The organism is Moorena sp. SIO3H5 (assembly GCF_010692395.1).
GTDB lineage: Bacteria > Cyanobacteriota > Cyanobacteriia > Cyanobacteriales > Coleofasciculaceae > Moorena.
Genome location: NZ_JAAHHS010000426.1, coordinates 1 through 6,287 on the forward strand (window position 1 = coordinate 1; position 6,287 = coordinate 6,287).

Here is a 6,287-nt window from a genome sequence, read left to right on the forward strand (position 1 = left end):
TGACGTTGGTCAGCAAAATTAGAGAAGTAAATTGTGCCATCCTTAACTGCAATTGCACCACCACCATACTCGTTAACCCGAGTCCGAGCATTGAAGGGCTCGGGAGTCATATCAACTCTTTTGCCATCAGGGGTGCGTCGCACGACTAAATTGCGTCCAGCTTCTGCCGGTCGCCCTTCAATCCAGTAAACATCCTTTTTATCAAGGGCAATGCTGCCCAACCGAACGCTGCCTTGAACAATCATGTCAGCGCTAATAGGGGATTTCCAGGAACCATAGGGGGCAAGGTGTGCTGGTTGGGTCATGGAAAAACTGCTGTAATTGCCTCTAACTTGCTTGGGCTCTAGCTATTATCATAACCTGACTACGTGTCCAGTGTGAACGTTTATGTAGGGATTCCCGTACATTTACCCAAATCGGGCTTGCTTAAATGCATCCAATTGCGCTAAAAGAGTATAGAGGGGCTTCCTTGCCGTACAAAACTCTACAGATCGGCGCATTACCGCAAAGGGGAAGCATTGTAGTTCAGGTATTCGCAAAAGCCAATCTAACAACAGAATTGATTTAGAGATTTTAGAGTATGACTCAAACAGTTACTCACCCCATGGTGAAGTTGCAACGCCATGTGCGTTCATTGGCGGAATCCAAAATTCTTAAATCCAGTGACAGCCTTTGGAAAATTGCCCTGCTCTATGGCGACGAATGGTCTTACTGGAAACAGGAACTGACTGAATTCGGGTTTACCATGCAAGACCCGATCAGTGACTTACTAGCTGTGGAAGCCTGGGACGAAGAATGATCTGATCCAATTTAAGGTTAAGTACTTATCGATCTCATCAGGTGCGACCCTAGGCTGGGAGCAATCCCTCGCGGCCTAGGAGGCGCGCAATTATTTTTTCGTAAGAATGAAAAATGACAATTGAAAATTGACAATTTACAAAAGGCGATCAACACGGATCAACTATTTTTAGAAGTAATTAACCAGACTTGATCTGACTTGTTTCGCTTCCATTTGGCGTCCAGGCTTCAAGCAATGGAGCTTGGTCATGGATAAGGAATACCAGCACTTAGGATGAGTATATCCTTTGTTTATTCCCTGATCCCCGTCATCCTAATCACGCTACGTTCGCCAAATTCTACCCGTGAAATTTCTGCTCATATTCATTGACGCCGACTCCTAAATACAAGCAACCAAAGCCTGCATCAGTTCTTTTGCCGTTTGGTAGCGATCGCAAGCCCTTGGTTGACAAACCCGCTCAATCACTTTCCTTAATTGGGGAGTAAAAGTGGGAACGCCTGATACATCAAATCGATATCCTGAACTACGCCTTTGATAATACTTTAGAGGTGCTTCCCCGGTGAGCAGAAATATTAAAGTTGGGCCAATGGCGTAAAGATCCGATTGAGTGCAAGGCTGACCTCGGTCTTGTTCAGGAGCGCTATATCCTTCCGCTCCAATCCGTGTACCTGGTATGGTGCCAATTTCTTTAACAGCACCGAAATCCAACATCACAATTCGGTTATCTCGATGGCGCACCATCAAATTCGCAGGCTTAACGTCTCGGTGGATTAGAGGCGGCTGCCGATCGTGGATGTAGTCTAAGATATCGCAAGTCTGAATCATCCACTCTACTGCCTGGGGCAAGATGACTGGTCCAGTGCTCAAGACACGTTTTTCTAAATCCTCACCGTGAATCAGAGCCATTGCTAAGTATTTTTTACCCCCTTCCACGAAAAAGTCGTAATACTGGGGAATTCCGGGATGATTCAGAGTTTTCAGGGTGCGAGCCTCTCGTTCAAACAGTTCTTGAGCCTTGGAAATTTGAGCCATGTCAGCATTCATTTCCTTGAGTACTAGTAGGAGTGGGTATCCATCCTTGCTGTTAACTTTGTCCCAGGCAAGATAAGTGGTTCCCATTCCCCCCTGTCCCAACGTTCGCAAAACATGGTAGTTGCGAATGACTCGCTCGACTGGCACCAAGGGTTGACCACAGTGAATACAGAACAAATTGCCTGGTGCATTGCCTTCGTGTTGGCATGGCTTAGTAGTCTCAGCCAAGGGCTTGGGTGCTAGGGCAGGTAGTTGCTGGGTTTGAACTTGGAATTGCAGCAGTGGACCTTTCTGGGCTAGCTGAATCAGACCCTTTTCCGGCAGCACCCCCTGGGAAACCAAGACACCATTGAGAAAGGTGCCATTGGCACCCTGATTGACCAACTGCCACATCGGACCCGATGGGGAAGCACTAGCCCTGAGTTCCAGGTGATGTCGTGACACGATCGGGTCATCGACAATCACATCATTATCAGGAGCACGACCAATGCGAATCGTAGATTTGCTCTGAAAGCTCCACTGCTGCACTGGAGTGGGGCTTAACGGATCTAAGAGGGTCAGTGTGACCATAGTCAGTTGTCCTTTGTCCAAAGTCCTTTGTCGGTTTTATCCTTTGTCGGTTTTATCCTTTGTCGGTTTTGTCCTTTGTCGGTTTTGTCCTTTGTCGGTTTTGTCCTTTGTCGGTTTTATCCTTTGTCCAAAGTGACTAACCAGAATATACTGGCAGCTACTAATGACATACAAGTAATGATTAATGACTAATGACAAACAACTAATAACCTAATGACTAATGACTAATGACTAACTAATGACTAACTAATGACTAACTAATGACCTATATTTAATGTTGGTTGAGCCAAGTTTGGTCGCACCTTCACGCGAACTAGGATTAGTGTAATGTTGTCGTGACCATTATGCTCATTTGCCAGCTCAATCAAGTTAGCCAGACCCTGATCGAGGCTAGATCGGGAACTGAGTAAAGGCGCTAAGTGAGTTTGCCAGTGATTTTCCAACAGGTCATTATCTGACAAACCATCAGAACAAAGTAAGAATATACTATCTTCTGCGATATCTATGAATTGCACATCGGGATTTAGGAATTGCTCACTACGCGGTCCAAGGGCTTGAGTTAGTTGATAGGCATCAGGGCGAGAGTAAGCGAGCTCTGGATCTACTCCCTGCTGGATTTCTCGTTGACCGACCTCGTGGTCTATAGTGATTTGCTCTAAGCCTCGTTTCCGAGTTAGTCGATAGACCCGACTATCTCCGACATGGACAATCCCTACCTTCGTATTTTCAATCAACATCATGACTAGAGTCGTACCCATTCGACCACTGCCAGAGCGAGCATTTTGTTGGTTGATATCGAAAATCGCTTGATTTGTTACATAAACGGATTTCCTGAGACTATCTTCTGTGGGAAACTGGTCTTGCCAATTTTCTTTAAAGTAATTCTGGAGTACCTCTACTGCCATAGAACTGGCTACTTCCCCAGCCGCATGCCCTCCCATACCATCGCAAAGAATATATAAACCACGAGCTTGTATACTTCGACCAATAGGATTTTCCTGCTTTTTGAGTTGAGTCTGGATGCCAAAACAATCCTCATTATGATCTCTTTGATGACCAATGTCTGTAATACCGAGATCATCAAGACTTTGCAAGCTCATTGGCAACAGTACCGTTGGCATTTCATCCCCTTGTTGCTCTTTTGCAGATAGATCAGACAATAATTCTTCGCTATCAGGAGGTTCAGTGTCTGCCCTTGCAATTTCTGAGAGTACAGCCTCAGTTAATTCCATACCGTCATATAGGTCAGATTCTTGTTCGTGGGCAATGGCTTGCAGATGCGATCGCAATTCCTCAATAGTTTCAATTTCTTTAGTACACAACTGCCGGACAACCGTTGACAAGGAAGTAAATTGGGTTCGCTGGGACTGGTTAAATAATCGTTGCCACAGTTGTCCCAAATCCTCTAGGGTTAGGGGATTTTCCTCCTTTTCGAGATAGAGACCCTCCAAACCTAGTGCTTGGTCTTCATCCACCCGGATATTCGTCAGTTCCAACAAACTCTGACGACAATGCCAAGGCTCTAGAGCTTGCCAAAGCTTTGCCATTTCATCGAGCCAGTATAAAATTTGCAGTTTAGAAAACTCTTCAGAACCCCACAAATTACTCAGTAACTGCCATTCTGAACGGTTTTCTAGCAGGATTATCACCTTACCATTTTGCTGCCAAACATCATGAATTTCTGGCACGCCAGGGTAACATAAGTCCTTAAGAGCCAAATAGGGTTTAGCACTCTGTGGGATATCTAGGACTTTCCAAACGTCTAAGTTTTCTTTCGAGGAAGGTTGTGGCTGCTCTAGATTTGTCGATAGATCAAATTTCTCTGGAGACAATATTGTTTGATTAATCAGGGCTTCTAGGGGAGACTTTTGTAACGGTTGGCAGTCCAAAACTGTTACAAAGATACTATTATCTGTTGTCTTACTTTCCTCTATCTTATATCTGAGTTTCTCAGGTTCTAGTACTTTGTAACGCTTACCCTGGTCTAGATAGACAATTGTTGCTGTCTGAGAAGTTGGGTTTTCGAGATTAGGAATTGACCAGGTCGAAGCTTCAGTAGATTGAGGTTTCTCCTGTATGGGCGTAATCTCTAGTAATGGCTCCTCCCCAGATTCTAGTTCCACTTGATCTGAGCCACTGCTGTTGTTTATCGATGCTTCATCAGCCAACAGTGTTGATGCTTGGGACAAGGTGGCATCATCCCCTGACTCTGTTAGTATAGTATCCGATTTAGTTAGCCAATCTTGTGTTGTTTCTAGGGATGATTCTGGCTGGCTTAGTTCACTCTCGGTCTGATCAGACTGTGGTTGTGACACCGCTACTGGGGTAGCCTGATTAGCTGAGGAGTCTGACACCTCAACCGAGGTTTGAGGAGAATTCTGGGGGGAGGTTAGCGAATTTTGCTGCTTAGAAATAATAGCCCTCCAAACCGTTCCTGTGAAGGCACCGCAGTTGTGACAAGTTTCAGCATTTAAGGGAACTTGGGTAGCGCATTTATGACAACTTTTATCGGTTAGGGAAGTTCCACATCGTTGACAAAACTTGTTGGCATTTGGGTTCTCGAACTGACACTGGGGACAAACTAACATAATGGAACTTCCTTAATCCTTAAATTCCGCGCTTTGGTGGGTAACTTTTAAGATTTAATCTAACTGCCATCTAGTTGGCCACGCTGTCATCTATGATGGCAGCTTTTAGCAGCATAGCCTGATTCCAATTTTTACGCTCTCGTGCCATGTCATGCTATGATCAGAGAAATTTTTTAAGTAACTATTTTTTTTCTAGGCTACACCCTATAGTTTAACCAGGGAGCAGAGGGTGAGGGCAAGCAAACTGCAAACTAGCTCTATTATCGGTCCGTTCTGGCAAAGCCTCTCCTCTTACTACAGCCAACAGCTGCTATTGCTATATACAAAAGTTTAAACTTTTATTCCGGTAGGAGCGAATAATTTATTGTATCTCTCTAAGTAGAGGGCTACTCTCAGGTCAATCTGGGCAAGCTTTTGCTTATGAAAATTAAACTACCTTTAATCATTGCTGCAATCTTAGCGGTAACGATACCAATTGCTCTGCATCTATCATCTGCGCAACAGATCAGCATATCCCTAAAAACTAATGATAACTCTAGTAAGAGCATTCAACATCAACAAGCCAAAACAAAATTGCTTGAGTTAATGTTAAAAACCAAGACCTGTGTAGAGTGTGATCTCATCGGTTTTGATTTGAGTGGACTTGACTTAAGTGGAGTTGACTTTAGCAGAGCTGACTTTAGCCAAGCTAACTTATCCGATAGTAACCTAGAAAATGCTAAACTCAAAGATGCCAAACTAATTGGTGCTCGTTTAGAAAACGCCAAGTTAACGTCTGCTGACTTAGATGGTGCTGATTTTAAAGATACTAACTTGAAAGGTGCTGATCTCAGTGATGCTAATCTCCTCAATATCCGATTGGCTAATGCTAATTTAAGTGCTGCTATTCTTAATCGTACTGAGCTTCGAGAAGCTGACTTGACTGGTGCTAATATGGAGGATGCTGACTTGAGTCATGCTAGTATTTATGGTGCAATTTTGAGGGAGACTAATCTCACTGGTGCTAACCTTTATAAAGCCAATTTGCGTTACGCCAATTTGCAAGATGCAGTATTAAAGGGCACTAATCTAAAAGGCGCTGATTTACAATTTGCTGTGATGCCTGATGGCAAAACTGTTTATGGAACCGATGATTACTGATCCTAAGTATTCAGCTATCAGCACTCAGCTATCAGCAATCAGCTTAAAATAAACCTCCAACGGGAGAATTTAATAGTTTGAGATTAATCAGAATGCCCACGCTACACCGAACAGCTTTTTGGCATAGGCTTAATGTTTGTGGCCAAAGGCCAAGGCCT

At 44.1% G+C, this 6,287-nt stretch carries 4 protein-coding genes and 1 pseudogene; 2 read left to right on the forward strand and 3 right to left on the reverse strand.

Going from position 1 to position 6,287, the window contains the following annotated elements; all coding sequences use genetic code 11:
- A pseudogene (locus F6K52_RS30255) lies at positions 1 to 305 on the reverse strand (S9 family peptidase); the annotation flags it as partial.
- Between the two features lie 275 nt (positions 306 to 580).
- On the opposite strand from F6K52_RS30255, the gene F6K52_RS30260 reads away from it, so the two are divergent.
- Positions 581 to 799, forward strand: a complete 219-nt coding sequence (locus F6K52_RS30260) for a DUF4327 family protein (RefSeq protein ID WP_293087576.1) — start codon at positions 581 to 583, stop codon at positions 797 to 799.
- A 378-nt stretch (positions 800 to 1,177) separates the two neighbouring features.
- On the opposite strand, the gene F6K52_RS30265 is transcribed toward F6K52_RS30260, so the two are convergent.
- Complete coding sequence (locus F6K52_RS30265; RefSeq protein WP_293087579.1) at positions 1,178 to 2,401, reverse strand: protein kinase; 1,224 nt, start codon at positions 2,399 to 2,401, stop codon at positions 1,178 to 1,180.
- A gap of 257 nt (positions 2,402 to 2,658) precedes the next feature.
- Positions 2,659 to 4,989 carry a serine/threonine phosphatase gene (locus F6K52_RS30270; protein WP_293087583.1) on the reverse strand — a complete coding sequence of 777 codons (2,331 nt, stop codon included), beginning with the start codon at positions 4,987 to 4,989 and terminating at the stop codon, positions 2,659 to 2,661.
- Positions 4,990 to 5,409: 420 nt separating this feature from the next.
- On the opposite strand from F6K52_RS30270, the gene F6K52_RS30275 reads away from it, so the two are divergent.
- The gene (locus tag F6K52_RS30275) at positions 5,410 to 6,129 is read left to right on the forward strand and encodes a pentapeptide repeat-containing protein (protein ID WP_293087586.1); all 720 of its coding nucleotides are present in this window, start codon (positions 5,410 to 5,412) and stop codon (positions 6,127 to 6,129) included.
- Positions 6,130 to 6,287 lie beyond the last annotated feature (158 nt).

Bases quoted from the DNA above. Each gene is read 5' to 3' on its own strand.
- F6K52_RS30260 (WP_293087576.1), top strand. From the start codon at position 581: ATGACTCAAACAGTTACTCACCCCATGGTGAAGTTGCAACGCCATGTG.
- F6K52_RS30265 (WP_293087579.1), bottom strand. From the start codon at position 2,401: ATGGTCACACTGACCCTCTTAGATCCGTTAAGCCCCACTCCAGTGCAG.
- F6K52_RS30270 (WP_293087583.1), bottom strand. From the start codon at position 4,989: ATGTTAGTTTGTCCCCAGTGTCAGTTCGAGAACCCAAATGCCAACAAG.
- F6K52_RS30275 (WP_293087586.1), top strand. From the start codon at position 5,410: ATGAAAATTAAACTACCTTTAATCATTGCTGCAATCTTAGCGGTAACG.